Genomic DNA, 22,683 nt, shown 5'->3' with positions numbered 1-22,683 from the left:
CCGAACGCATACGATCCAGTCGAGCGCGTACGCACCGGGTGACCCCACCGCGTGCGCTCGACCCGATCGTGTGCGCTCGCGAGCGCGCCGTCCCGCGCCGTCCCGCCCGTCCGCGCCCGCGGGGGATGTCCCCGGCGAGCGTCCGAGACACGCCGCATGCGTCCCGACCGGCACCGCGTGTCTTGGACACTCGACGCCGGAACCGCCGCCGGTGTCGCCGCCGCAGACTCGGTGTCCAGGACGCGCGGATGCGCTGCGGCACCATCCGCGCGTCTTGGACACTGAACCAAGCCTCACCCGCAACGCAAAGGGCCCGGATGCCATGGCATCCGGGCCCTGAAAGAGAAGCGCTTACAGGCTCTCGATGATCTCGCGCATCAGGGCGGCGGTCTCGGACGGCGTCTTGCCGACCTTGACGCCGGCGGCCTCGAGGGCCTCCTTCTTCGCCTGGGCGGTACCGGCCGAGCCGGAGACGATGGCGCCGGCGTGGCCCATGGTCTTGCCCTCGGGGGCGGTGAAGCCGGCGACGTAGCCGACGACGGGCTTGGTCACGTTCTCGGCGATGTAGGCGGCGGCGCGCTCTTCGGCGTCTCCGCCGATCTCACCGATCATGACGATGGCCTTGGTCTCGGGGTCGGCCTCGAACGCCGCGAGGGCGTCGATGTGCGTCGTGCCGATGACCGGGTCGCCGCCGATGCCGATGGCGGTCGAGAAGCCGAGGTCGCGCAGCTCGAACATCATCTGGTAGGTCAGGGTGCCCGACTTCGACACGAGGCCGATCGGGCCCTTGCCGGTGATGTTCGCGGGGGTGATGCCCACGAGCGCCTCGCCGGGCGTGATGATGCCGGGGCAGTTCGGGCCGATGATGCGGGTCTTCTCGCCCTTCGACTTCGCGTACGCCCACGCCTCGGCGGTGTCGCCGACGGGCACGCCCTCGGTGATCACGACGAGGAGGGGGATCTCGGCGTCGATGGCCTCGACCATCGCGTCCTTCGTGAAGGCCGGGGGGACGAACGCGATCGACACGTCGGCGCCGGTCTCGCGCATGGCCTCTTCGACCGACGCGAAGACGGGGAGCTCGACGTCGTTGCCCGAGGCGTCCTTGTGGGTGACCGTGGTGCCGGCCTTGCGGGCGTTGACGCCACCGACGACCTGGGTGCCGGCCTTGAGCATGAGGGCGGTGTGCTTGGTGCCCTCGCCGCCGGTGATGCCCTGGACGATGACCTTGGAGTCCTTGTTGAGGTAGATCGACATTTCTCTGTCCCTATCCCTTACGCGTTGGCCAGTTCGGCGGCCTTGTCGGCGCCCTCGTCCATACCGGCGGCGAGGGTGACGAGCGGGTGGTTGGCGGCGGCGAGGATCTCGCGACCCTCCTCGACCTGGTTGCCGTCGAGGCGGACGACGAGCGGCTTGGTCGCGGTGTCGCCCAGGATCTCGAGGGCCTTCACGATGCCCTCGGCCACGGCGACGCACGAGGTGATGCCACCGAAGACGTTGACGAAGACGCTCTTGACCTGCTCGTCGCCGAGGATGACGTCGAGGCCGGCGGCCATGACGGTCGCCGAGGCGCCGCCACCGATGTCGAGGAAGTTGGCGGGCTTGACGCCGCCGTGCTTCTCGCCGGCGTACGCGACGACGTCGAGGGTCGACATAACGAGCCCCGCGCCGTTGCCGATGATGCCGACCTGGCCGTCGAGCTTGACGTAGTTGAGGTCGTGCTGCTTGGCCTTCGCCTCGAGCGGGTCGGCGGCGTCCTTGTCTTCGAGCGCCTCGTGGTCGGGGTGGCGGAAGCCGGCGTTCTCATCGAGCGAGACCTTGCCGTCGAGGGCGATGATGTCGCCGTCCTCGCTCTGGATGAGGGGGTTCACCTCGACGAGCGTGGCGTCCTCGCCCTTGTAGACGTTGAAGAGCTTGACGAAGACGTCAGCGACCTTGGGCGCCAGCTCGTCGTCGAACTTGGCGGCGCGAGCGATCTCGAGGGCCTTCTCGGGCGTGATGCCCTCGATGGGGTCGACCTCGATGCGCGCGAGGGCTTCGGGACGCTCGACGGCGAGCTCCTCGATCTCCATGCCGCCCTCGACGCTCGAGAGCGAGAGGTACGAGCGGTTCGAGCGGTCGAGCAGCACCGAGAAGTAGAACTCCTTGGCGATGCGAGCGCCGGCCGCGACCATGACGCGCTTGACGACGTGGCCCTTGATGTCGAGGCCGAGGATGGCCTGCGCCGCCTCGAAGGCCTCGTCGGGGTTCTTGGCGACCTTCACGCCGCCGGCCTTGCCGCGGCCTCCGGTCTTGACCTGAGCCTTGACGACGACGACGCCACCGAGCTTCTCCGCGGCCGCCTTCGCCTCCTCAGGGGTGTCGGCGATGATGCCGGCGAGCACCGGCACCTCGTACTTCTCAAAAAGATCACGTGCCTGGTACTCGTAGAGATCCACGGACAATCCTTCGCTGGGCGATCGGTGGTGGGAGGAGGCAAAAGTCTCTCGATATCAAGAGATCTGCGCCAATCGATAAGCCTACTAGACAGGTCCGCCGCCCCCGACCCCAGCCCGTCCGAACGGAGGGGGTCCCGGATGCCGGGACCCCCTCTGTTCGCTCCGGATCAGGCTCAGGAGTCGCGGCGCGGCGCAGCCCCGAGGCGGATGCGACGCACGTTGAGCCAGTAGAAGACCGGGGTCATCAGGACCACGATGGCCGACATCGCGATGACGATGACAAGTGTCTGGTGCTGACCGAGCAGCGCGAAGACGAGGTAGCCGAGGCTGGAGGCGAGGGCCATGACGAAGCTGTTGAGCCAGATGCGGCCCTTGCTGGGGGTTGCTGCGGGGGTGGACACGGGTTCTCCTTCGGTGAGGTGTCGTCGGTCCGCGCGGGTGCGGGTCGACATGTGGGGTCAGGCGAGCGAGGTCAGCGCGGGGAGAAAGCGGCGAGGAGCCGATCGGGATGCCGATCGAGGTAGTCCCCGCTGACCCTGATCGCCACGACGGCACCGACCACGGCCAGCACCAGCGCGGCGAGGAGCACCAGGTCCACCGGGAGGAACGCCTGGACAAAAGAGCTCAGCCATCCGGCCGCGAGAACGAGGCCGATGGCGGCACCCGACGCGCCGAGCGCGCGCACCACCAGCGTGCTGCGGTCCCCCTGCGGAGCCTCCTGGTCGTACGCGTTCCGCGAGCTCGAGACCGCGCCGACGGCGAAAGACAGGGCCAGAGCGGCGAGCGCGGAGATGAGCGCGGTCGGAATCTGGTCGGCTGTCCCGCTCGCGATCCCGAGACCGATGGTGACCGCGGCCACCGCGGGAACGAGGAACAGCGATACGGCCAGCATCTTGCCCCGCAGCACGGCGGCGAGCGACGCACCGGTCTGTACGGTCAGTTCGATCCCCCGCCCATCCCAGGCGAAGAGGTTCAGCAGCACGCCCGACGCCATCGCCACGGTTCCGATGGCCGCGGCGAACGGGAGCCCCGTCGTATGCACCTGCGCCACAGCGAACATCACGCCGACGACGGGGCCGACAATGAGGAACTGTGCGGCACGCGGCGCCCGGAAGAAGTAGTAGCGCAACTGCTGGCTCGCCGCCCCGAGGGCCGCACCGGCCGAGAACGGGCGCAGCACCGGCGGCACGAGCGGCAGCTCGCGCGCCGAACGGTGGTGGGGGGATGCCACAGCGCGAGCCGTGTGGCCCTTGACGTGCCGACGCAGCGCGACGCCCCAGAGCAGAAGCGCGAGCACGATCGTCACGACCACGATCCCGAACCGCGCGAGCGCCCCGGGCAGGTCGCCCGCATCGAGGACGTAGCCGACGGCCGCTGCCGCCCCGGGAGGCGTCCAGGTCAAGACCGTGACGAGAATCGCCCCCGCGTTCTCAGCCGCCCCGAGGATCGGAGCGAACACGTGCGGCAGAACGTAGATCGAGACCACCACGAGGCTCGAGAGGACGACGGCCAGATCGCGTCCGCGTCGCGCAGTCAGCGCCTCCGCGAACAGGGCGCGCACGGCGTACGACGTCGCCGCGCACATCACGGTGAACAGCAGCCCCGCCGCAACCGCCGCGAGCCGGCTGGCCAGATCGACGTGGACCTGCGCGACGCCGCCGATCGCGGTGAGGAACGTCGCAGCCGCCGTGGGCGAGAACAATCCGCCGAGGAGCAGGCCGCTCACCTGCTGCGTCCGGCTGAGCGGGTATTGCTCGAGGACCGTGGGGTCGATGATGTTCGCGATCGGCAGCGGCGTGGTGATGGGGAGCACGGCCCACCCGACGAACAGCGCCACGAACAGCAGGAGCACGAGAAGGTCGCCGAACGCCTCGAGACCGGAGTCGAGCGTCGCCACGAGCGCTCCGCCGCACAGCCCCACGACGATGCCGAGCGCCCAGCCGAGCGCGAAGGTGGCGATGCCGAGAGCGGAGGCGCGCGCGCCCCCGATCTGGATCGCGAGCCTCAGGCGGGCGAGGACGAGAGCCATGCGAGATCCCCCTCCGCGAGGTCGCGGCCGCCGACGATGTCGACGAACGCCTCTTCCAACGAACCGTTGGGCGCGAGTTCGGCCACGGTGCCCTCGGCGACGAGGGTGCCCTTGGCGATGATGGCCACGCGGTCGCACAGCTTCTGGACCACGTCGAGAACGTGGCTCGAGAAGACCACGGTGCCGCCGCCCTGGCGGAAGCGCTGCAGCATCTGCTCCATGACCTGGGTGTTGACGGGGTCCAGCGCCCCGAACGGCTCGTCGAGGATCAGCACGCGGGGGCTGTGCAGCATCGCCACGGCGAGGCCGACGCGTTTGGTCATGCCGAGCGAGAAGTCGGCGATGGGACGCCCGGCATCGGCTTCCAGGTCGAGCACGCGAAGCAGATCGTCTCCGCGGCTGCGAATGTCCGCGGATGCCATTCCGCGCAGCATTCCCGCATAGTCGAGCATTTCGCGTGCGGTGAGGCGTCCGAACAGCGGCGGATTGTCGGCGACATATCCGAGAAGGGCCTTCGCATGCCGGGGGTTGGGCCATACCGAGACTCCCGCGACCTCGATCGTGCCGGCATCCGGCTCGAGGAGACCGGTGATCATCCGGATCGACGTGGTCTTGCCTGCACCGTTCGGCCCGGCGATGCCGTAGAACGAACCCTGCGGAATGGTGAGGTTCAGACCGTCGACGCTGGTCACGTCGCCGAACTTCTTCACCACACCCGCAACCTGAATAGCCCCTGTCATATCGCTGAGAATAGGGGAAGAATGCGGTGCGATTGTGACGTTCCGCCGAACTTCTTCCGCATTTCGCCGTCGTTGCTGTTCTCCGAACACAACAACACTGGGCACGAGGTGGCCTACGTGCGAAGAAGCCACCGCCGGCGACTCGTCACTCGCCCGAACCTGTCTTCACCCCGCACCAGGCGATCGCGCCCCTCCTTCGACGGACGGCACGCCGAATCACGGCAGTCGTCGTCGTTCAGTGCTCGGCAATCCGCCGCGCGGAGATGGAGCGCCGCCCGAACCACGCGAACGCGATGAGCACGAGCGCCCCGCCCGAGAGCAGCCCGTCTGCAATGCCGGCCGGCAGCAAGAAAATCATGAGCACGAGAGTCACCACGCACATCACGACGGTCAACGCGAGACCCCAGAGTCGATCGCACAACACGCCTATGCCCCCGAGGAGTCGCAGAACGCCGAAGATTCCGCTCATGACCATCAGCAGGGAGAGATTGTCCTGAAAGTAGGGCAGCGCGAAGTGGAAGCGCTCGCCGACGTCGGCCTGGCCGACGCCCAGCAAGACGAGGACGGGGAGCGCGAGCAACGCGCCGATCTCCATCACCACTGCCTGCCCGATCACGAGCCACGCAGCGACGCGGTACCGCCAGCCCAAGGCGGCGCGCGGCAGAGTAGTCGACATGTCCGCATGATAGAGGGCGTATGGTTCCTCGCTCACGCCATATCCGTCTCAGAGTCCCGATCCGCACGGCCGTGGCAGCCATGCTTCACCTCCGAGTTCCTCACGGCTCGAGCCGCCACGTGACTCACACCGGCGGCGACCGCCGAGGGTCCTGCTGTGGAGCGCTTCCGCCGAGGCTCAGATCCACCCTCGCTCCCGCGCGTGGATCGTCGCCTGCTGGCGGCTCGCCAGCCCCAGCTTTCCGAGCACCGACGAGACGTGGTTCCGCACGGTCCCGGCCGACAGGTGCAGCGCCGACGCGATCTCGGCCACCGTCTCCCCTCGGGCGCCCGCCCGCAGCACGTCGAGCTCGCGGTCCGTGAGGGGGCTGCGCTCGTCGCTCAGCGCGTCGGCGGCGATCTCGGGGTCGACGTAGCGCCGCCCGGCGGCGACCTCGCGGATGACCGCGGCCACGTCATCCGCGGGCCGTGATTTCGGCAGGAAGCCGTCGACCCCCGCCCCGAGCGCGCGCCGCAGCACGCCGGGACGCGCGTGACGCGTGACGATCACGCACCGCGACGGCACACGCCGCAGGATCCGCGCGGCCGTGTCGACGCCGTCGAGGCCCGGCATCTCGAGGTCGAGCAGGCACACGTCGGGGCGCAGCCGCTCGGCCTCGGCGATCGCGCTCTCGCCGTCACGGCACTCCCCCACGACCTCGAGATCGGGCTCGAGCCGCAGCAGCGCGGCGAGCGCCGTGCGGATCATGTCCTCGTCATCGGCGATGAGCACGCGGATCATGCCGGCACCTCCTCGGGCACGCGAACGGTGATGCGGAAAAGGTCGCCCGCGTGGGCGGCATCCACTGTTCCGCCGACGCTCCGGACGCGCTCGGCGATTCCCGACAGCCCCGCGCCGTCTCCGACCGGAGACGCTGCGGCGCGCGCGTCGTTCTCGACGATCAGCACCCACGACCCCTGGTGTCGAGCGAGGGAGAGGGATGCCGAGACCCCACCACCGTGCTTGAGCACGTTCGTCGTCGACTCGCGGATCACCGGCCCCAGCACGTCAGCGGGGGCGCGGCCGGCCTCGGTGTCGACGAGAAGCTCGACGGTGAGACCCGCCGCGCGGAGCAGATCGGCGGCGTTGGCGAGCTCGTCGGGAAGGGGTACCCCGCGGAAGCGGGCCGCGAGGTCGCGGGTCCCGCGCCGCGCGTCGTCGACGCTCGCGCGGGCTGCCCGCACCTGCTCCACAGCCGCCTCGGGATCGCGTCCCATCATCTTCTCGGCGAGCTCGAGCTGCAGCGCGATCACCTGGAGGTGGTGTCCCTGCAGGTCGTGGAGATCGCTCGCGAGGCGCAGGCGTTCCTGCGCGGCGGCGAGACGACCCTCCGCACGACGGGCGCGATCGAGCTCACGCACGATGTCCCACCACCACAGCGAGGTCGCGGTCAACGGCGGCAGCATCGCGATGAAGATGCCCATCCCGAGGATCTGGGCGACGTACCCGCCCGGGTTGAGGCGAGTGGCCTCGATCACCCAGGCGGCGATGATCACGACGGTCAGCAGCACGACGAGACGAAGGCGGATACCCGCGCGCCACCGCACGAGGCACAGGGCCTGGGCGACGAGCACGGCACCGAGCAGCAGGGAGCCCGCCGCCGCTCCGGCGAGCGCAGCCGACACCACTCCGGCCAGCACCCAGGGCCACACCGGGCGCCGGGCGCTGGGATCGCCGTCGTCGAGCGGCTCGCGCCGGTAGTGAAGAAGCAGCAGGATCGCGGATGCCACCGACCCGCCCGCCCCGACCAGGTACAGCACCGTGATCCACACCGGCTCGTTCAGGACGAGGACGAGTGCCCAGATCACCAGGCCGAAGACGTGCAGCATCATGATCGAGACGACCGTGTACCACCACGTCACGCGGACGTCGCGGGCGTAGGCGGCGGCGGGGGAAGTGCTCACCCCGGCCACTGTACGGCCGTGACATTCGTCATGGGTGGGGCGCAACATCCTCCCGATTCACTGTGACACCGTGACACTGCCGCCGGAGGGCCGCTCTCGCTGGGATGGAATCACCGCGGAACACGCCGCGGTCTCATCCCCCAGGAGCAGCCATGTCGAACCCCGTCTCCGACCTCGTCCTCGGTTTCCAGAACCTCGTCGCCGAGGTTCCCGACCTCGTCCAGCCCCTCGTCGTCGCGCTGGCAGGCGCCGTGCCCTTCATCGAGGGCGAGGGGGCTGCCGCGATCGGCATCATCGGCGGCATCCCGCCGATCGTCGCCGCTCTCGCCGGAGCCGTCGGCAACCTGATCTGCGTCGCCATCGTCGTGCTCGCGACCTCGCGTGTGCGCACCGCCGTGACCACGCGGCGGGGCGGCGCCGAGAAGCCCGTCACCGCGCGCCGCGAGAAGTTCGAGCGGGCGTACCACCGCTATGGAACGCCCGGCGTGAGCCTGCTCGGCCCCCTGCTGCTGCCCACGCAGTTCACGGCCGCGGCCCTCACCTCGACCGGGGTCCCGCCGATGCGTGTGCTCGCGTGGCAGGCCGCGGCGATCGCCCTGTGGACGACGGTGATCACGCTGATCATCACCGGCGTCATCCGCGCGGTGGCGTGAGCCCGGGAGGGCGGGCCGCGGACCCAGGTCGCGGTCGTATCCCCGCGAGGACGCACCCGTTTGTCGAGGACGCACCGGATGGGCCCCGAACGGGGGCGTCCTCGCCGAACGGGTGCGTCCTCGCCGAACGGAGGCGTCCCGAGCGAACGGAGGCGTCCCGAGCGAACGGGCACGGCGGCGTCGGTGGGGCCGCACCCGGTCAGCACCTCGAGACCGCACCCGGGTCAGCTCAGCTTCGCCTGCAACTGCTCCATCGTGGCGATCTCCGTCATCTGGGTCTCGACGATGCTCCTCGCGAGCGAGACGGCCGCGGTGTTCGACCCCGCCTCGATCTCCTCTTGCGCCATGTCGACGGCGCCGCGGTGGTGCTGGATCATCTGAGACAGGAACAATCGCTCGGCCTCATCACCCGACGCCTTCTCCAGAGCCGTGATGTCGTCCGCGTTCGTCATGCCGTCGCCATGATGCATCGATCCCGCGTTCGAGGCATCGACTCCCCAGCCCTCCAGCCACCCCTTCATCTTGTCGATCTCGGGCTGCTGGGCGGCCTTGATGTCCTCCGCCAGCGCCGTCACGCGTTCGTCGATGCCGTCCTTCGCGAGCAGAGTGTCCGACATTTGCACGGCCTGCGCGTGATGAGGAATCATCATGCTCGCGAACATGACATCAGCGTCGTTCCGATCGCTCGACGCGGGCGGTGCGCTGTGATCGCCGTGGTCCATGCCCGACATCGAGCTCCCCGTGCCGGCGCATCCGGCGATCGCGAGCAGCAGAGCGAGCGTGGCGCCGGCCATCGACGCGGAACGGATTCTCATCGGGGCGTCCTCCTGGTGGCTGATGAAGCGGTGTCGGCCTCAGGGTACTGAGGCGCGCGAAGCACTGCCCACCGTGGCGATCAGGTCAGCCCCAGAAGTCGCGGTGCGGCTCCGCAGCCTCTTCCTGCAGGTGCGGCCCGGACACGACGGTGTCCCGTCCGCCGTGCGCGAAGACGTCGCGCGAGGGCAGATCGAGGGCCGCACCGTCGTCCTCGGGTCCGGCGAGCGCGATGAGCCCCGTCCCCGAGAGCGCGTAGATCACGCGGCCGATCCCCGCCCAGAAGATCGCACCACAGCACATCGCGCAGGGTTCGCACGAGGTGAAGAGAGTGGATGCCGGCAGCTCAGCGGCATCCACCTCCTTCCACACGCGGCGCACGAGGTTCGTCTCCGCGTGGCCGGTGACGTCACGGTCGGTGAGCACGGTGTTCTCGGCTTCGATGACGCGGCCGTCGCCGGTCACGAGCAGCGCGCCGAAGGGATGGTTGCCGTGATCGCGGGCGAGCTGCGACAGCTCGATGGCGCGACGGAGGTGAGCGCGGTCGGTGGCGTCGAGCGTGTCATCCATGCAGACGATGATGCACGATGAGGTCACCGTGAGGGCTCTCCCCCACCTCGCGCGCACCGCGGGAAAGCGCGCGCCGTCTGGCCTCTAGGGTTGACAGTCATGGATCTCGAGCGCCGCGCGCGAACCCTGACCGACCCCGATGCCCCCTCCTTCCATCTCTCCGCCCCGTACGGGCGGATCAACGACCCCAATGGGCTCATCGTGGTGGATGGTGTGGCACACGCGTTCTACCAGTGGGGACCGTCGTTTCCCGATCGTGCCGGCATCGGGTGGGGACATGCCTCCTCGAGCGACCTGATCCGGTGGACCCACCACGGCATGGCCTTCGAACCGGATGCCGACTACGACCGCGACGGCTGCTACTCGGGGTCAGCGATTCCCGCCGACACCGGTGCCGACTTCCTGTACACCGGCAACGTCAAGCACCCCGACGGCACCCGCGAAGCCCACCAGGTGCACGTGCACACCGACGACTTCGTCACGTTCACGAAGAACGTCGACGGCCCGGTCGTGCCCGACGCCGCCCGCCCCCCGGGGTACACGGCGCACTTCCGCGACCCGATGGTCTACGCGTGCGACGGCGGGCGTCTGCGGATGTGCATCGGCGTCCAACGAACCGACGAGACCGGTGCCGTGCTGCTGTACAGCGCCGAATCGGCGGCCGGCCCGTGGCGCTTCGACGGCGAGCTCGCGGTGGACGGGCTCGACGCGGCATCCGCGGGGTACATGTGGGAATGCCCGAACATCTTCCGGCTGACCGACGAAGAGACGGGGATCGAACACGACGTGCTCGTGATCTGCCCCCAGGGCGCGACCGACCCCGCGATCAATCCGTTCGGCGTCGCGGACGTCTGCGGGTACGTCGTGGGCCGTCTCGAGGGAACCCACCTTCGCGACACGACCGGATTCCGGCTGCTCGACGCCGGCTTCGAGTTCTACGCGCCGCAGGTCTTCGCGGGGCGCGACACCACCCGCGATGCCCTGCTGCTGTCGTGGGCGGGCATGCCTGCCGAGGACGATCAGCCCTCGCGAGCCCACGACTGGGTGCACACGCTGTCGGCACCGAGACGCCTCACGCTGCGCGGCGGCGTGCTTCACCAGGCACCCGCCGTCGACCGCGCGGACTTCGGCGTCACGATCCCGCTGGACTCAGCCGCCCTCGAAGCGGACGAGAGCCTCGCCCTCCCCGTGCCCGGCGATGCGCGGACGAGCTGGCTCACCCTCCGCGTGCGCATCGCGGACGGTGCGCAGGCCCGTCTGCGGATCGGACCGGACGCTGCCCCCCTCACCGTCGATCTCGACGCCGACGCCCTGACCGTCGATCGCTCGGCCACGCGCTACGTCGACGGCGGGGCTCGACGCGAGGTCGCCCTCCCCGCCCCGGCGGGCGCTGTCCGCACCATCGACCTGCTGATCGACCGGTCGGTCGTCGAGGTGATCGTCGACGGCACGGTGGCATTCACCGCGCGGGCTTTCTTCGCGCCGGGGCCGGTCGCCGTGACGTTGAAGGCCGTCGGCGGCGGGGTGACCCTCGTCGAGGGCGAGTCGTCGGCGTTCTCCGCGCACTGAGCGTCACATACGTCGCTCATTTGGGCGGAGCCGGGTCAGCACCCTACTATGTCAAACGTTTGACAGAGTGTGTCAATCGGTCCTTCCCTTCACCGCCGTCGACCTTCAGGACTTCCCGATGCAGCACGACCTCGTCGCCCGCTCCGTTCTCACCGCGCTCGGTGGACCCGAGAACATCCAGGTGGCCGCGCACTGCGCGACCCGACTGCGGATCGTCACGGTCGACAAGACCAAGATCGATCAGGCGGCGCTGGATGCCGATCCCGACGTGAAGGGCACGTTCGAGGCCGGCGGGCAGTTCCAGATCATCATCGGCCCGGGCGACGTGGACAAGGTCTACGAAGAGCTCGTGGCGCTTTCGGGCGTACGGGCCGCGTCCAAGGACGAGGTCAAACAGGTCGCCGGTCAGAGCGGCAACGTCGTCGTGCGGTTCATCAAGATGCTGTCCGACATCTTCGTGCCGGTCCTCCCGGCGCTGATCGCCGGCGGTCTCCTGATGGCGCTCAACAACGTGCTGACGGCGCCGGGCTTGTTCGGCCCCGATGCGGTGACCACGACGCTGCCGTGGCTGGCCGACCCCGCCGCGCTCATCAACCTCCTGGCATCGGCCGCCTTCGCGTTCCTTCCGGTGCTCGTGGCCTTCTCCGCGGGTCAGCGGTTCGGCGCGAACCCCTATCTGTCCGCGGCCCTGGGGGCTGCGATGGTCACCCCATCGCTGGTGAACGGTTACTCCGTCGCGCAGGCGATCGCCGACGGAACCATGACCTACTGGAACATCCTCGGCTTCGACGTCGCACAGGCCGGGTACCAGGGCACCGTCATCCCCGTCCTCGCGGTCGTGTACCTGCTCTCGCTGTGCGAGAAGCTCCTGCGCCGCGTGCTCAAGGGGACGTTCGACTTCCTCTTCACGCCGATGATCGCGCTGCTCGTGACCGGCATGGCGACCTTCGTCGTGGTGGGTCCCGCGATGCGCTGGGTCAGCGACGCCATCACTTTCGGCCTGTCCTGGGTGTACGACAGCTTCGGCTTCGTCGGCGGTGCGCTGTTCGGACTCGCCTACTCCCCCATCGTCGTCACAGGGCTCCACCAGAGCTTCCCCGCGGTCGAGCTCAGCCTCATCGCGCAGGGCGGCTCGTTCATCTTCGCGATCGCCTCGATGGCCAACATCGCGCAGGGCGCGGCGTGCCTCGCCGTCTTCCTCTTGGTTCGCCGCGGCTCCAAGCTCCGGGCGATGGCGGGTGCCTCGAGCCTCTCGGCCCTCCTCGGGATCACCGAGCCCGCGATCTTCGGCGTCAACCTGCGCTTGCAGTTCCCCTTCTTCATCGGCATGGGTGCCGCGGCCGTCGCCGGCGGCTTCATCAGCGCTCTCGGTGTGAAGGCGATCTCCCTGGGTGCTGCGGGTCTCATCGGTTTCGTTTCGATCCAGCCCTCGTCGATCCCGCTCTTCCTCCTGTGCGCGCTGATCAGCTTCGTGCTGTCGTTCGGTGCCACCCTTGGCTACGGCCGCTGGCGCGTCGCCCGTGGGCGCTCGCTCGACCCGACCGAGGGCGTGGCACCGCTCGACGCGTCGGCGGCCGTCGACTCACCCGACACCGGTGTCGACACCGATGTCGACACCGCCACCACCGGGTCTGTGGCATCCGATCTGCCCGATGCACGCGTCGACATCGTCTCGCCCGCGCGAGGCCGGCTGATCCCGCTCTCCGAGGTGCCCGACCCGATGTTCTCGGGCGGCGTGCTCGGCGGCGGCGTGGCCGTGGTGCCGAGCGAGGGCGACGTCAGCGCCCCGGTCGCCGGCGTGCTGACCGCGGTGTTCCCGACCGGCCACGCCTACGGCATCACGACCGACGACGGGATCGAGGTGCTGGTGCACATCGGCATCGACACCGTCAACCTGAAGGGCGAGCACTTCACTGCCCTGGTCGCCGCGGGCGAGCGCGTCGAGGTGGGCACCCCGCTGGCACGGGTCGACTGGGCGGCCGTCCGAGCCGCCGGGTACGAGATCACGACGCCGATCGTCATCACCAACTCCGACAGCTTCGAGGTCGTCGACTCCGTCGAGGCGGCGGACGTCGCCCCCGGAGACCCGATCTTCCACGTGCACCGCAGCCCCGTCGCTCCGCACGCCTGATCCGACGCAGTAGCCGCGACCCGACCCGTGCCGGTCGCGCCGCGGCTACCGCACGGTCTCGCCGCGGCGGAGCGTCACCGGCAGCACCGTCTCGGCCGGGACATCGCCGTCGGGCGACTCGATGCGCCGCATGAGCAGTTCGACGGACTCCTCCGCCAGCCGGTCCACGGGTTGCAGCACCGTGGTCAGGGTCGGAGCGAGATGTCGAACGGCCGCCGATCCGTCGTACCCGACCACTCCGAAGTCGTCGGGAACCCGCACGCCCCGCGTGCGCGCCCATTCCACGGCCATCAGGGCGCTGACATCGTCGGTGCAGAACGCGGCGTCGTAGCCGCCCTCGTCGAGGGCGCTCTCGATGAGAGCTCGCCTCTCGTCGAGGCTCGACCCGAAGCCGTACGCCAGCAACGACTCCGTCAGTCCGTGCGCGCCCACGACCTCGCGGTAGCCCGACCGGCGCGCCGAGCCGAGGTCGTCGCGAGGTGTGACGAAGAGAATGCGCCGGTAGCCGGCATCCACCAGCAGGTGAGTCGCGAGAGAGGCACCCGCACGGTTGTCGCTTCGGACATCCGGGATGCCGGGACCCAGTCGCCGATCGAGAGCGACGATCGGAAGCCCGGCCGTGCGGTACAAGCCGACGTCGTCATTGTGGGTGGAGGTGATGACCCCGGCGACCTGGTGCGCGAGGAGCAGTTCGAGCGACGCCGTTTCGCGCTCGACGCTGCGCAGACTGTCACAGAGGAGGGTCCGATACCCCCGATCGGCGAGGTTCGCCTCGACCGCGGCGGCGAACTCGCCGAAGAAGGGGTCGGCGACCGTCGGAACGATCAGCCCCACGACCCGCGTCCCCCGGCCGAGGAGAGAGCGGGCCACCTCGTTCGGCCGGTACCCGAGTTCGGCGATGGCCCGGTGGACATCGGCGCGGACTCTGTCGCTGAGGTAGCCGCGGTCGTTCAACACCCGCGACACCGTGGTCACCGAGACACCGGCGCGGGCCGCCACATCGGCAAGGGTCGGACGCGACACATACCCTCCCCGGACGGATCAGCCCGTCGCACGGACCGGTTCTCAGCCTAAACGGCCGGGAGCAGCCCCCGTTCGGCGAAGACCTTCTTCGCCGTGGGTGTCGTGTTCCACGGCATCGCGGTGATCACCGCGGCCACCCTGGCCATGACGCTGCGCAACCGCTGACGGCGGGACCGCGCGACGGCGACGGAGCTTCGAGGCCGGTGGATGCCGCTGCGACGCGCCGATTCACGCGCGTCGCGCGTCGTCATAGGCGCTTCTCGCAGCGAGGATGACCTCGATGTTCTGGTTCCGCACGCTGCTGCACACCGCAGGACGCCTCGTGGCTACGTACCCGGGCACGGCGAAATGGATGCTGATGCACGGGCCGACCGTGACCGCCGCCCTCCCCATCCTCGAGGCGGGCATCGCCGTTCTGCGCGAGAGCGGCTTCGGAGCGCGCACCAGTTTCGCCTACGCCGCCCTCTTCAACAACGCCATGCTCACCGTCTCGCTCAACGACGATCGCCTGCAGCACGAGGGCGACGGTCCCCGCGACCACGCGACCATGATGGAGGAGTTCCGCAGGATGCCGACGGCATCCCCTCACGCCCACGATCTCGGGCGGGAGATCATCGGCCCCTTCGCCGAGGGCGGGCAGACGGCCGTGCAGACGCGGTGGGCGTACTACGACTTCGTCGTCGACACCACGATCGCCGGACTCGACGCGAGCCTCCGCCCGACCGCCGGGTGAGTGGGAACGCGGATGCCGTTGCACCCACGCCAGCGCGTCGACGCATGCCCCGCGCGGCTCCCACGAAAGGACGTCCTATGACCATCGAACCCGGCATCTACGAGCACTTCAAGGGTCAGCGCTACGAGGTGTTCGGCACCGCGCGGCATTCCGAGACCGAGGAGGTCTTCGTCTCGTACCGCAAGCTCTACGACGATTACTCGTACTGGGTGCGTCCGGTGGAGATGTTCACGGGCGCCGTCGAGCGGGATGGGTACTCGGGGCCGAGGTTCCGCCGCATCGTGTAGCTCTCGACTTGCCGATGGGGCGGGCGCGGAACTCGGTATGTACGCGGGGTCGTGCGACCTCTGTCGAGAGATCAGCGAGCTTCGAAAGCGAGCCGTCCGGCGAGCAGAACATACGTCGCCGCGAACGTGCGGCGAAGCCACGCCATGACCTTCGGGTGCGTGATGACCTGGTTGCGCATCGTCGCGGCGAAGACGCCGTAGAGCGCGAACACGACGAACGTCAGCGCCATGAACACGAGGCTGAGCGAGACCATGTGCCAGGTGCCGTTGGCTTCGCCCGCAGGAACGAACTGCGGGAGGAAGGCGAAGAAGAAGATCGGATCCACCTTCTGAGACATTCGCGTGCAGCACCGCTTCACCTCCACGCCGGACGGCTTCACCTGCTCAGACGGCGATGCCGTTCCCGGCGGCGCAAGACCGTCAATGTGGCCACCGCAGCCACGAACATCAGAGCCATGACCGGGACGCCCCATTCCGCATGCACTCCGAGTCGACCAGCGTTCCGGAAGCCTTCGAAGAGAGGAAGGCCCAAGAGGTCGACAGGCATCACGACATCGCCCGCTGCGTAGCGCGCAGACTCAGCCGCAAAGAAGAACGCGGCGGTCGTGGCAGCAAGCACAAGGACTGCGGTGGCGGCCGCAATGGTCGCGACCGCGATCGTCATTGGGTCGGGGTTGCGTCTTGCGCTGACTGACGTCATTGGGTTCGTCCTTTCGGGTTCCGTGCGCACCATTGCACACCCAGAAGCACGTAGGCATGCCATTACTCGAGAAACTTCACCCCGCACCCACCAGGCCGCCGCGCCGAGCACCGACTCGGCCGACTCATGGCGCGGCGAGGGTTGGATGCGCTGACGCCCGCTCCCTCTCGGCCGCCGTGAGCAACTGATCAACATCCCCAGAGCCCTGTCGAGCCCCGACGCCCTCGGCGTAGCATTCGAGTAAGCCGGGTCGTCCGCGGCATCCGGTCCCTCCGTCACAACGAGCACTCGGGAGAAGCAATGGACACGATGGCCATGATGAAGTCGATGGACATGGGCGAGATGACCATGGACATGGATGCCTTGCAGGAATGCATGCAGTCCCTGAACGCGTGCGCGATGGCCGCGGCGATGTGCGCCGGCAGCGACATGATGCACGGCCCCGAGATGGCGATGTGCTGCGCCATGTGCTCGAACATGGTCGAGATGGCGCAGGCGACGATGCACATGATGATGCGTCCGGCTGGCATGAACATGGACGTGATGAACGCCATGATGACCGCCTGCATGACCATGGGCAAGGCCTGCGCCGCCGAGTGCCGCGCCCACGCCGACATGGACGAGATGTGCCACTACTGCGCCATGGCCTGCGACGACATGGTCATGAAGTGCGAGGCCATGATGGCCTCGATGAGCGCGTAGTTCCGGTTCAGGCGACGCGAGCGGTCGTGATGACCGTCGCCGCGTTGAGGAGTTCCGCGACCGGGTGGTAGGCCACCGGCTCCCCCACCGCGATGTCGACCGCAGGTCCCACGACCCGCAGTTCCACCGTCGCGCCCTTCAGCAGGGCGACGGTGATCGTCGCGCCATCGGCGTCGACCACGAGACCGTCCCACCACGCGGAGGGGTTCGAGGCTGCCATGCAGCGCTGGATCGGGTGGACTGTCGACGAGATCGTGCGGGACATGGCTTCACCTGCCTTCGAGGGGTTTCGGTGAGATGAAGCTACGGGATGCCGTGGGGGCGGGCGATCTGGGACGTAGTGGGACGTAACACCTCAGGTTCAGCTACAGACCGGGTTCTTCGATGTCCCCCGTCGAAGCTCTCGAGGAAGCCAACACGGCCGAGACCGCATCGGCGAATCGAGGTGCCCCGCCGCGCGCCAGCCGTTCCAGCAGTTCGTCTTTCGTGACCGGGGTCTGCCCATCGCGCGCGCCTGATCTTCGATGAGCTGCACGGTCACGGTCACGCTGAGATCGAACTGCGACAGCAGGAAATCGTCGAGCCGCACGGCTTCCATTCCGAGCGGCGCGAGCGCCGTCGTGGGAAAGTCGCGCACGTTCTCCGTCACGATGACATCTGCCCTCCCACGGATCGCGGCCGCGAGAACATGGCGGTCATTCGGGTCGGGCAGTTCGAGCCCCTCGACGAGCGGCTCCCATCCCGATACGCGCGCGTCTTCGAACGCCTCGTTCATGCTCCGAAACCGGCTGTAGAACCGGCTGGGATCGATGTCCGGATGGATCTCGCACAGAGCTCGCAGAGCCTCCTCCTCAACCGCCTCCGACCAGAGCGGCCGAAAGGCTCCGCAATCAGCCATACGCAGAAGAGTGTCGCAAGGAGCGATGGGCACGAGAACGCACGCATCAAGGAATGCCGTGAAACGAGTCACTGGTCACTGCCTTCGTGCGCGCCGCAGTGCCTCTGCGTAGGCCGCCGCACTGGCTTCATAGAGGCCGTCGTCGTTCGCCTGACGGGTCATCTCGTCTAGACGGCTCCGCCGTTCCTCTCGCTTACGGTCGCGATACGCGAGAACGTCGTGAAGCCTCAGCCTGCGATGCCGGGACTCGCCGAGCCGCTCGAACGGAAGCTCGTGTTCGTCCAAGAGCCGCACCAGTGTGTTGCGACTGATCCCAAGGAGCGTCGCCGCCTGCTGGGTCGTGAGCTGGCGATCGATCGGCTCCAGGCTGACAGACGCACCCCGTTCCATCGCAGCGACAACACGCTTGAGCGCTTCGTACGCAGGAAGCGGGAGAGGAACCTGCTCTCCGTCCGGGCCGACCAGCACGGCCGGAGCAGAATGCTGCTCCAAGAAGTTGGCCAGCCTCATCATCTCGTCGAGGTCATGCGGTGGCTCGACGACCTGTGCGTGACGGGACGAACGCGCATGCTCAGACATGAATCCATTATCGCGCAAATCGCCCAATTCGTTCAATACGCCCATCGCGCCCGTTCCATGCCGTGGACGGCGAACGCACCCTTCGCGCAGCCACGGCCCGCGTGCTCGCCCCTCCGCGCAGGGCGGCGATGATCACGGTGAAATTGCGAAGCGCGGAACCGCTCGGCGTCGTCATCCAGACCCTCGAGCGCCCACGAATTCACCCGCGCAACACGTTCGTGGACGAGGGTCGCCGGATCGATACGTTCGTCTGCAGCGCCTTGCCCGAGGACGCTCTCGTACAAGCTCAACGTGAGGTCCTCATGCGTGTGATTCCTGCTCTGGTCGCGTTCGCCGCGTGTGCGATCACCATCGTCGTCGGAATCCCTCTCTTCGGGAGCACGGTTCCGCCCGGGGCGTGCGAAGGAGTGGTGTACGACGCGTCGATCTGCGAGAGCGCGCGCCTTCGGCAGTCGCTCCTCGCCGCCATCTTGATCGGGTCGGCGCTGATCGCCGCGTCCGTCACCAGCGGCGCTCTGATCATCTCGACGGCAGTGCGCGGGCGCCCCATCGCCGCCGAGGAGCCGTCGACAGACGGAACGTGATCAATGAGACTCGTTCTGTACGCAGCGGTGTCTAGCGCGACTCTCGTTCCCATCTTCCGGTGTTTTTGACATTCGGACGATGCATGTGGACCGCGCGGAGTCCGAAGAACCCGGCGTGAAGTCGACGCCACTCGGCCGACGCGGACAGAGCAGCGGCGGCGTCTGGACGCTGATTACTGTGAGCGTGTGCCATCGTTACGCCCCCGGACGAACGCAGACCTCCCCGTTGTCGCGAGCTGGGTTCCCAACGCCGAGGCCCTCTTCGCGTTCGCCGGCCCGTGGGTGAACTGGCCTTTCCTGCCGAGCGACCTCGATGATCTGCACAAACGGCCCGGCGCGACCGCGTGGATGCTGGACACGAGCGAGGGCGAACCCGTCGGCCACCTGCAGTTCACTCCGCTCGAGGATGCTCTGCGCGTCGGCCGTCTGATCGTCGCTCCGAGCGTCCGCGGCCAGGGGTGGGGACGCCGCCTTCTTCTTCTCACCTTGGACTACGCACGCGCACAGGGCGTTTCGCGCGTGCAGTTGGGGGTCTTGGCATCCAATGCCCCAGCCCGCCGACTGTACGAATCGGTCGGATTCGTCGCCGACCCCGAGACTCTCGACGCCGCCATCGTGCTCATGGCGCGCAACATCTGAACCCACCCCCGAAAGGTCAGAAGATGCCCACCGCCGTCACGCTCATCCGTTCGAGCGCGCTCTCCGACAGCGCGGAGTACGCCTACGCCGCCACCGCTCCCGCCGACGCGCGGCTGATCTTCCTCGCCGGTTCCTGCCCACTGAACCTCGACGGCACGACCGCAGGCGTCGGCGACTACGCCGCCCAGGCGGCGAAGTGTGTCGAGAACATGTCGATCGCGCTCCGCGAAGCCGGCGCGGAGATCACGGATGTCATCAGCACGCGAGTCCTCGTCGCCTCGACGCGCCAAGCCGACCTGGTGACGGCATGGGAGGTCGTCCGGGACGCCTTCGGTGAGCACGACGTTCCGAGCACGCTCCTCGGCGTCACCGTGCTCGGGTACGACGGCCAGCTCGTCGAGATCGAAGCGGCGGCTGCGGTGGTCGACCCCGCTCCGCGCGACTGACGGGACCGCACCCGTCGAGGTCTCATTATCCGGAACGCACTCGGTCATTCCCGTCCGGGAATGCCACACTGACAACGTGGGGGACGGCGGAAAGTGGCGATGGCCGCGCTCGGGCTTCGGCTGGGGCTGGCTCGTCCTCAGCCTGGGCGCGCTGGTGGCGGGTGGCGCAACCGTCCTTTTCTACACCGTCTTTATCGGCGCAGAATGTCATCATTCGGGCACCAGCTGGGGCGGCAACAGGGCATTCTTCTGCCGCGACGTGATGGGTGGCTTCGTGGCTTCGTCGATGCCATGGGTGGTGCTCGCAGCGGTGAGTATCGCCGTCGTCGCCGGCCTTGTGGGCGGGACCATGACGGTGCTGCATCGCGGCCGACGGATGCGAGGCGCCTGGCTCACGTCAACGGCCATCGCCTACCTCCTCCTCACCGCTGGAGCGACCTGGGTCCCAAACTCCGGCTCCATCGACGCGGAACGCGTCTTCTCCGTCCTGCCGTTGACCGCGCCGATAGCCACCGGGCTCCTCATCGTCTGGGTGGGGATCACCGGCGGTCTCGGGGTGCTCGTGCTCACGGCGCGGCGTTTTCGCCAGGTTTCAGACGGCGTCGGGACGCGCGTGCCCTCGTGACGGGGGCGGAGTGCCCGCCCGCAGGCAGCGCCGGTGGAGCACGGGATAGGCGATCATCCATCCCCGAAGAACCGGCAAAATGGGCTGATGACCCAGCGTGAGCCGCAGACGGCGCTCCCCCGCTGCGACGTCTGCACCTCCGTCGCGGTCTATCGAGACTTCTACGGCAGGCGCGTCATCGATATCGAGCCGACCGAAGACCGCCTCGCCGAGCGGCTGGACGACGGGCGGATGAGCGTTCTGCGCGCCGACGTCCCCCTCCGCGACATGATGCCGTTGGCCAGGTCGGATCTGAAGTTCACGATCGTACTGTTCGCCAGGTGCGAGGTATGCGGGACCACCTGGTCTTACGGGCTGTGCATCCGGGGCCAACCCATGTACAAGCCGGTCGAGGCGGGGGCCGAAAACGCGTGGTCGTGGGATCCCGTGCCGGAGCGGGAGCGGTGGGCGCAGTGACGTACGGCGAGGCTCGCCGCCAGCATGCCGCGCCGACAACTCGTGATCGAGATTGGGATGCCTGACCCGGATCCGGCGTGATCACGCCAATGCTGCCTCACCTCGACGCCGCCAGCACAGCCGCCAACCCCTCCCGCAGATCGCGCACGAACTCCCCCGGCATCTCGAGCGCGGGAAAGTGGCCACCTGCCTCCGGCGCCCGCCATCGCACGATGTAGCGGAACCGTTCCTCCGCCCAGGGCCGCGGATGCTTCTCGATGTCGTGCGCGTAGGTCGTGAGGGCCGCAGGCACCGTCACCCGCAAGTCGGGGTCGAGCGACTGGTGACTCTCGAGGGAGATCCGCGCCGCTGAAGCGCCGGTCGCGGTGAGCCAGTACAGGGTCACGTTGTCGAGGAAGCGGTCGCGCGAGATGGTCTCGAAGGCAAGTCGAGCAGGGAGTACCCGATCGTCTGCGGCGCGGTCGCCATGACCCTCGCATAAGCGAGACGGTTCCTCTCGAAGGCGCGGGTGTGCTCGACCCATTGCCGTTCGGTGGCGTCGAGCACGTCGAGGCTCAGCCCGGGCGGCGCGATCGGTGTTGTCGTGTGGATGCCGATGACCTTCGCCGGAAACCGACCACCGAGCGCGATGGTGACCGGCCCACCCCAGTCGCCCCCGTGGGCAAGGAAGCGGTCGTACCCGAGCCTGCTCATGAGCTGGACCCACGCAGCCGCAATGCGCTCGATATCCCACCCCTCGTCGGCGGGCTTGTCGGAGTAGCCGAATCCCGGGAGCGACGGCACGACGACGTGGAACGCCGGGGTCTTGGCATCCTGAGGCTCGGCGAGCTCGTCGAAGACGTCGACGAACTCGGCGACGCTCCCCGGCCAGCCGTGGGTCAGGACGAGCGGGGTGGCATCCGTCCGCGGCGAACGGCGGTGGAGGAAGTGGATGCCGAGCCCGTCGATGACCGTGCGGAACTGGCCGATCTCGTTCAGGCGGCGCTCGAATGCCCGCCAGTCGAGGCGTTCGTCACGGAGGCCTAACCGCGAGCTGAAGTCATGCCATGTCGCATGCGCCAAATACCATGTGACCGGGAGGCTTCATGTTGCGCTCGGACTTCGACAACCATCCGCTCTGGGGTGTGCTCAACAACGTGGAGGATCAGCTCAAGATCGTCCTCGATGAACACCAGCCTGACGAGCTCCCACAGGTCGAGCGGATACGAATGCAGCTCGACTACGTGCGCGGCTTCGACGTGGTTGCCTCGACGCGAGCAGCGTTCTTCCATCCGTCGATGCTGTCCAACGTGCAAAGCGTCTGGGAGCAGGCCTACTCCTATCTCACGACTCGAACCGGAAACGGGTACGGATACACCAACTATCTTCAGCAGGCGGCCGAGCAAGCTGAGAGTGGCTTGCTCCAGATGGCCCCCTGGCCGCGCCCGTATGGCAAGGGCGGCGAGGTCAAAC

General features: G+C 68.4%; 31 protein-coding genes. 12 read left to right on the top strand and 19 right to left on the bottom strand.

Annotation, left to right across the window (positions count from 1 at the left end):
- Positions 1 to 351: 351 nt before the first annotated feature.
- The 8 genes from sucD to P2P98_RS16265 form a co-directional block, all read right to left on the bottom strand.
- Positions 352 to 1,254, bottom strand: coding sequence for a succinate--CoA ligase subunit alpha (gene sucD / locus P2P98_RS16300; protein WP_275801294.1), 903 nt, complete (start codon positions 1,252 to 1,254; stop codon positions 352 to 354).
- A 17-nt stretch (positions 1,255 to 1,271) separates the two neighbouring features.
- Positions 1,272 to 2,435, bottom strand: a complete 1,164-nt coding sequence (gene sucC, locus P2P98_RS16295) for an ADP-forming succinate--CoA ligase subunit beta (RefSeq protein WP_275801293.1) — start codon at positions 2,433 to 2,435, stop codon at positions 1,272 to 1,274.
- Between the two features lie 173 nt (positions 2,436 to 2,608).
- Complete coding sequence (locus P2P98_RS16290; RefSeq protein ID WP_275801291.1) at positions 2,609 to 2,836, bottom strand: hypothetical protein; 228 nt, start codon at positions 2,834 to 2,836, stop codon at positions 2,609 to 2,611.
- Positions 2,837 to 2,907: 71 nt separating this feature from the next.
- Complete coding sequence (locus tag P2P98_RS16285; RefSeq protein ID WP_275801289.1) at positions 2,908 to 4,464, bottom strand: hypothetical protein; 1,557 nt, start codon at positions 4,462 to 4,464, stop codon at positions 2,908 to 2,910.
- The gene (locus P2P98_RS16280; RefSeq protein WP_275801287.1) at positions 4,440 to 5,204 is read right to left on the bottom strand and encodes an ABC transporter ATP-binding protein; all 765 of its coding nucleotides are present in this window, start codon (positions 5,202 to 5,204) and stop codon (positions 4,440 to 4,442) included. The genes P2P98_RS16285 and P2P98_RS16280 overlap by 25 nt, the downstream gene beginning before the upstream one ends.
- Before the next feature lie 235 nt (positions 5,205 to 5,439).
- Complete coding sequence (locus P2P98_RS16275; protein WP_275801285.1) at positions 5,440 to 5,916, bottom strand: hypothetical protein; 477 nt, start codon at positions 5,914 to 5,916, stop codon at positions 5,440 to 5,442.
- A 141-nt stretch (positions 5,917 to 6,057) separates the two neighbouring features.
- Positions 6,058 to 6,660 carry a response regulator transcription factor gene (locus P2P98_RS16270; RefSeq protein ID WP_275801283.1) on the bottom strand — a complete coding sequence of 201 codons (603 nt, stop codon included), beginning with the start codon at positions 6,658 to 6,660 and terminating at the stop codon, positions 6,058 to 6,060.
- A complete protein-coding gene (locus tag P2P98_RS16265; RefSeq protein WP_275801281.1) occupies positions 6,657 to 7,823 on the bottom strand; it encodes a histidine kinase in 1,167 nt (388 codons plus the stop codon). The genes P2P98_RS16270 and P2P98_RS16265 overlap by 4 nt, the downstream gene beginning before the upstream one ends.
- Positions 7,824 to 7,975: 152 nt before the next feature.
- Here P2P98_RS16265 and P2P98_RS16260 point away from each other — a divergent pair, with 152 nt between their 5' ends.
- Positions 7,976 to 8,476 (top strand): small multidrug efflux protein, encoded by a 501-nt coding sequence (locus tag P2P98_RS16260; RefSeq protein ID WP_275801279.1) that lies wholly within the window; start codon positions 7,976 to 7,978, stop codon positions 8,474 to 8,476.
- A gap of 224 nt (positions 8,477 to 8,700) precedes the next feature.
- Here P2P98_RS16260 and P2P98_RS16255 read toward each other — a convergent pair whose 3' ends face one another.
- Together P2P98_RS16255 and P2P98_RS16250 are read right to left on the bottom strand one after the other, a co-directional pair.
- Complete coding sequence (locus P2P98_RS16255) at positions 8,701 to 9,291, bottom strand: DUF305 domain-containing protein (protein WP_275801277.1); 591 nt, start codon at positions 9,289 to 9,291, stop codon at positions 8,701 to 8,703.
- A gap of 85 nt (positions 9,292 to 9,376) precedes the next feature.
- Entirely contained in the window at positions 9,377 to 9,859 is a 483-nt protein-coding gene (locus P2P98_RS16250) for a nucleoside deaminase (protein WP_275801275.1), read from the bottom strand.
- Positions 9,860 to 9,958: 99 nt separating this feature from the next.
- On the opposite strand from P2P98_RS16250, the gene P2P98_RS16245 reads away from it, so the two are divergent.
- Together P2P98_RS16245 and P2P98_RS16240 are read left to right on the top strand one after the other, a co-directional pair.
- Positions 9,959 to 11,428, top strand: a complete 1,470-nt coding sequence (locus P2P98_RS16245) for a GH32 C-terminal domain-containing protein (RefSeq protein WP_275801273.1) — start codon at positions 9,959 to 9,961, stop codon at positions 11,426 to 11,428.
- Between the two features lie 67 nt (positions 11,429 to 11,495).
- Positions 11,496 to 13,559 carry a sucrose-specific PTS transporter subunit IIBC gene (locus P2P98_RS16240; RefSeq protein WP_275801271.1) on the top strand — a complete coding sequence of 688 codons (2,064 nt, stop codon included), beginning with the start codon at positions 11,496 to 11,498 and terminating at the stop codon, positions 13,557 to 13,559.
- Positions 13,560 to 13,604: 45 nt separating this feature from the next.
- Here P2P98_RS16240 and P2P98_RS16235 read toward each other — a convergent pair whose 3' ends face one another.
- Together P2P98_RS16235 and P2P98_RS16230 are read right to left on the bottom strand one after the other, a co-directional pair.
- Positions 13,605 to 14,582, bottom strand: coding sequence for a LacI family DNA-binding transcriptional regulator (locus P2P98_RS16235; protein ID WP_275801269.1), 978 nt, complete (start codon positions 14,580 to 14,582; stop codon positions 13,605 to 13,607).
- A gap of 47 nt (positions 14,583 to 14,629) precedes the next feature.
- Positions 14,630 to 14,833: a hypothetical protein gene (locus P2P98_RS16230; RefSeq protein WP_275801266.1), complete on the bottom strand. Its 204-nt coding sequence runs from the start codon at positions 14,831 to 14,833 to the stop codon at positions 14,630 to 14,632.
- Positions 14,834 to 14,862: 29 nt separating this feature from the next.
- Between P2P98_RS16230 and P2P98_RS16225 the strand changes: the two genes are divergently transcribed.
- Complete coding sequence (locus P2P98_RS16225) at positions 14,863 to 15,315, top strand: hypothetical protein (RefSeq protein WP_275801264.1); 453 nt, start codon at positions 14,863 to 14,865, stop codon at positions 15,313 to 15,315.
- Between the two features lie 77 nt (positions 15,316 to 15,392).
- On the top strand, positions 15,393 to 15,602 hold the full coding sequence (locus P2P98_RS16220; protein ID WP_275801262.1) for a DUF1653 domain-containing protein: 210 nt from the start codon (positions 15,393 to 15,395) through the stop codon (positions 15,600 to 15,602).
- A 71-nt stretch (positions 15,603 to 15,673) separates the two neighbouring features.
- Here the strand turns inward: P2P98_RS16220 and P2P98_RS16215 are convergent, their stop codons facing one another.
- Both P2P98_RS16215 and P2P98_RS16210 read right to left on the bottom strand, forming a co-directional pair.
- Positions 15,674 to 15,940, bottom strand: a complete 267-nt coding sequence (locus P2P98_RS16215) for a LysE family transporter (RefSeq protein WP_275801260.1) — start codon at positions 15,938 to 15,940, stop codon at positions 15,674 to 15,676.
- 38 nt (positions 15,941 to 15,978) lie between these two features.
- A complete protein-coding gene (locus tag P2P98_RS16210; protein WP_275801258.1) occupies positions 15,979 to 16,302 on the bottom strand; it encodes a hypothetical protein in 324 nt (107 codons plus the stop codon).
- A 300-nt stretch (positions 16,303 to 16,602) separates the two neighbouring features.
- Here P2P98_RS16210 and P2P98_RS16205 point away from each other — a divergent pair, with 300 nt between their 5' ends.
- Positions 16,603 to 17,004, top strand: a complete 402-nt coding sequence (locus tag P2P98_RS16205; protein ID WP_275801256.1) for an aldehyde dehydrogenase — start codon at positions 16,603 to 16,605, stop codon at positions 17,002 to 17,004.
- A gap of 7 nt (positions 17,005 to 17,011) precedes the next feature.
- On the opposite strand, the gene P2P98_RS16200 is transcribed toward P2P98_RS16205, so the two are convergent.
- The 3 genes from P2P98_RS16200 to P2P98_RS16190 all read right to left on the bottom strand — a co-directional run bounded on the left by P2P98_RS16200 (position 17,012) and on the right by P2P98_RS16190 (position 18,481).
- Positions 17,012 to 17,269 (bottom strand): nuclease, encoded by a 258-nt coding sequence (locus P2P98_RS16200; protein ID WP_275801255.1) that lies wholly within the window; start codon positions 17,267 to 17,269, stop codon positions 17,012 to 17,014.
- Between the two features lie 96 nt (positions 17,270 to 17,365).
- Positions 17,366 to 17,974, bottom strand: coding sequence for a PIN domain-containing protein (locus P2P98_RS16195; RefSeq protein ID WP_275801254.1), 609 nt, complete (start codon positions 17,972 to 17,974; stop codon positions 17,366 to 17,368).
- 3 nt (positions 17,975 to 17,977) lie between these two features.
- Entirely contained in the window at positions 17,978 to 18,481 is a 504-nt protein-coding gene (locus P2P98_RS16190) for a helix-turn-helix domain-containing protein (protein ID WP_275801252.1), read from the bottom strand.
- A gap of 137 nt (positions 18,482 to 18,618) precedes the next feature.
- On the opposite strand from P2P98_RS16190, the gene P2P98_RS16185 reads away from it, so the two are divergent.
- From P2P98_RS16185 to P2P98_RS16165, 5 genes are all read left to right on the top strand, one after another.
- Complete coding sequence (locus tag P2P98_RS16185) at positions 18,619 to 19,065, top strand: hypothetical protein (RefSeq protein WP_275801251.1); 447 nt, start codon at positions 18,619 to 18,621, stop codon at positions 19,063 to 19,065.
- 186 nt (positions 19,066 to 19,251) lie between these two features.
- Entirely contained in the window at positions 19,252 to 19,704 is a 453-nt protein-coding gene (locus P2P98_RS16180) for a GNAT family N-acetyltransferase (RefSeq protein WP_275801249.1), read from the top strand.
- A gap of 23 nt (positions 19,705 to 19,727) precedes the next feature.
- Positions 19,728 to 20,150, top strand: a complete 423-nt coding sequence (locus P2P98_RS16175; RefSeq protein WP_275801247.1) for a Rid family hydrolase — start codon at positions 19,728 to 19,730, stop codon at positions 20,148 to 20,150.
- A 76-nt stretch (positions 20,151 to 20,226) separates the two neighbouring features.
- Entirely contained in the window at positions 20,227 to 20,775 is a 549-nt protein-coding gene (locus P2P98_RS16170; RefSeq protein ID WP_275801245.1) for a hypothetical protein, read from the top strand.
- A gap of 87 nt (positions 20,776 to 20,862) precedes the next feature.
- Entirely contained in the window at positions 20,863 to 21,231 is a 369-nt protein-coding gene (locus P2P98_RS16165) for a hypothetical protein (RefSeq protein WP_275801243.1), read from the top strand.
- 97 nt (positions 21,232 to 21,328) lie between these two features.
- Here the strand turns inward: P2P98_RS16165 and P2P98_RS16160 are convergent, their stop codons facing one another.
- Entirely contained in the window at positions 21,329 to 21,616 is a 288-nt protein-coding gene (locus P2P98_RS16160) for a hypothetical protein (RefSeq protein ID WP_275801241.1), read from the bottom strand.
- Complete coding sequence (locus P2P98_RS16155) at positions 21,613 to 22,293, bottom strand: epoxide hydrolase (RefSeq protein WP_275801240.1); 681 nt, start codon at positions 22,291 to 22,293, stop codon at positions 21,613 to 21,615. Before P2P98_RS16155 ends, P2P98_RS16160 begins: the two co-directional genes overlap by 4 nt.
- Before the next feature lie 23 nt (positions 22,294 to 22,316).
- Between P2P98_RS16155 and P2P98_RS16150 the strand changes: the two genes are divergently transcribed.
- Positions 22,317 to 22,683: hypothetical protein (locus tag P2P98_RS16150; protein ID WP_275801238.1), on the top strand; the 367-nt coding region annotated here is incomplete at its 3' end.

The sequence above is a fragment of the Microbacterium sp. Kw_RZR3 genome, from assembly GCF_029222405.1.
GTDB lineage: Bacteria > Actinomycetota > Actinomycetes > Actinomycetales > Microbacteriaceae > Microbacterium.
The sequence above is the reverse complement of the archived record's forward strand: the minus strand, read 5'-3'. Positions and strand labels throughout refer to the sequence as shown.

What these genes read in the sequence shown, in the direction of transcription:
- sucD (WP_275801294.1), bottom strand. Translation starts at nt 1,254, where the DNA reads ATGTCGATCTACCTCAACAAGGACTCCAAGGTCATCGTCCAGGGCATC.
- P2P98_RS16285 (WP_275801289.1), bottom strand. Translation starts at nt 4,464, where the DNA reads ATGGCTCTCGTCCTCGCCCGCCTGAGGCTCGCGATCCAGATCGGGGGC.
- P2P98_RS16280 (WP_275801287.1), bottom strand. Translation starts at nt 5,204, where the DNA reads ATGACAGGGGCTATTCAGGTTGCGGGTGTGGTGAAGAAGTTCGGCGAC.
- P2P98_RS16270 (WP_275801283.1), bottom strand. Translation starts at nt 6,660, where the DNA reads ATGATCCGCGTGCTCATCGCCGATGACGAGGACATGATCCGCACGGCG.
- P2P98_RS16260 (WP_275801279.1), top strand. Translation starts at nt 7,976, where the DNA reads ATGTCGAACCCCGTCTCCGACCTCGTCCTCGGTTTCCAGAACCTCGTC.
- P2P98_RS16255 (WP_275801277.1), bottom strand. Translation starts at nt 9,291, where the DNA reads ATGAGAATCCGTTCCGCGTCGATGGCCGGCGCCACGCTCGCTCTGCTG.
- P2P98_RS16250 (WP_275801275.1), bottom strand. Translation starts at nt 9,859, where the DNA reads ATGGATGACACGCTCGACGCCACCGACCGCGCTCACCTCCGTCGCGCC.
- P2P98_RS16245 (WP_275801273.1), top strand. Translation starts at nt 9,959, where the DNA reads ATGGATCTCGAGCGCCGCGCGCGAACCCTGACCGACCCCGATGCCCCC.
- P2P98_RS16230 (WP_275801266.1), bottom strand. Translation starts at nt 14,833, where the DNA reads ATGACGACGCGCGACGCGCGTGAATCGGCGCGTCGCAGCGGCATCCAC.
- P2P98_RS16225 (WP_275801264.1), top strand. Translation starts at nt 14,863, where the DNA reads ATGTTCTGGTTCCGCACGCTGCTGCACACCGCAGGACGCCTCGTGGCT.
- P2P98_RS16220 (WP_275801262.1), top strand. Translation starts at nt 15,393, where the DNA reads ATGACCATCGAACCCGGCATCTACGAGCACTTCAAGGGTCAGCGCTAC.
- P2P98_RS16215 (WP_275801260.1), bottom strand. Translation starts at nt 15,940, where the DNA reads ATGTCTCAGAAGGTGGATCCGATCTTCTTCTTCGCCTTCCTCCCGCAG.
- P2P98_RS16210 (WP_275801258.1), bottom strand. Translation starts at nt 16,302, where the DNA reads ATGACGTCAGTCAGCGCAAGACGCAACCCCGACCCAATGACGATCGCG.
- P2P98_RS16205 (WP_275801256.1), top strand. Translation starts at nt 16,603, where the DNA reads ATGGACACGATGGCCATGATGAAGTCGATGGACATGGGCGAGATGACC.
- P2P98_RS16200 (WP_275801255.1), bottom strand. Translation starts at nt 17,269, where the DNA reads ATGTCCCGCACGATCTCGTCGACAGTCCACCCGATCCAGCGCTGCATG.
- P2P98_RS16190 (WP_275801252.1), bottom strand. Translation starts at nt 18,481, where the DNA reads ATGTCTGAGCATGCGCGTTCGTCCCGTCACGCACAGGTCGTCGAGCCA.
- P2P98_RS16175 (WP_275801247.1), top strand. Translation starts at nt 19,728, where the DNA reads ATGCCCACCGCCGTCACGCTCATCCGTTCGAGCGCGCTCTCCGACAGC.
- P2P98_RS16165 (WP_275801243.1), top strand. Translation starts at nt 20,863, where the DNA reads ATGACCCAGCGTGAGCCGCAGACGGCGCTCCCCCGCTGCGACGTCTGC.